A 237-nucleotide genomic window follows, 5' to 3' on the forward strand; every position below is an offset into this window, starting at 1 on the left:
ATATTGCGCGGCGCCTGATGCTCAACGGTCATACCACCGTTGTTTACGACCGCAATACCGCCTTTGTCGACACCCTGGCCGCAGAAGGCGCCTCTGCCGTCATCGACCTGCCGGCGCTGTCGCTGGCCTGGCCAAGCCACGTGCGGTGTGGGTCATGCTGCCGGCCGGCGCACCGACCGAAGACACCATCGACACCCTGAGCACCTTGCTCGAAGCTGGCGATACCATCATCGACGG

At 64.1% G+C, this 237-nt stretch carries 1 pseudogene; it reads left to right on the forward strand.

Annotation, left to right across the window (positions count from 1 at the left end):
* Positions 1–2 precede the first annotated feature (2 nt).
* A pseudogene (locus WLY71_RS31070) lies at positions 3–237 on the forward strand (NAD(P)-binding domain-containing protein); the annotation flags it as partial.

This window comes from Pseudomonas rossensis, from assembly GCF_039888995.1.
Taxonomy (GTDB): domain Bacteria; phylum Pseudomonadota; class Gammaproteobacteria; order Pseudomonadales; family Pseudomonadaceae; genus Aquipseudomonas; species Aquipseudomonas rossensis.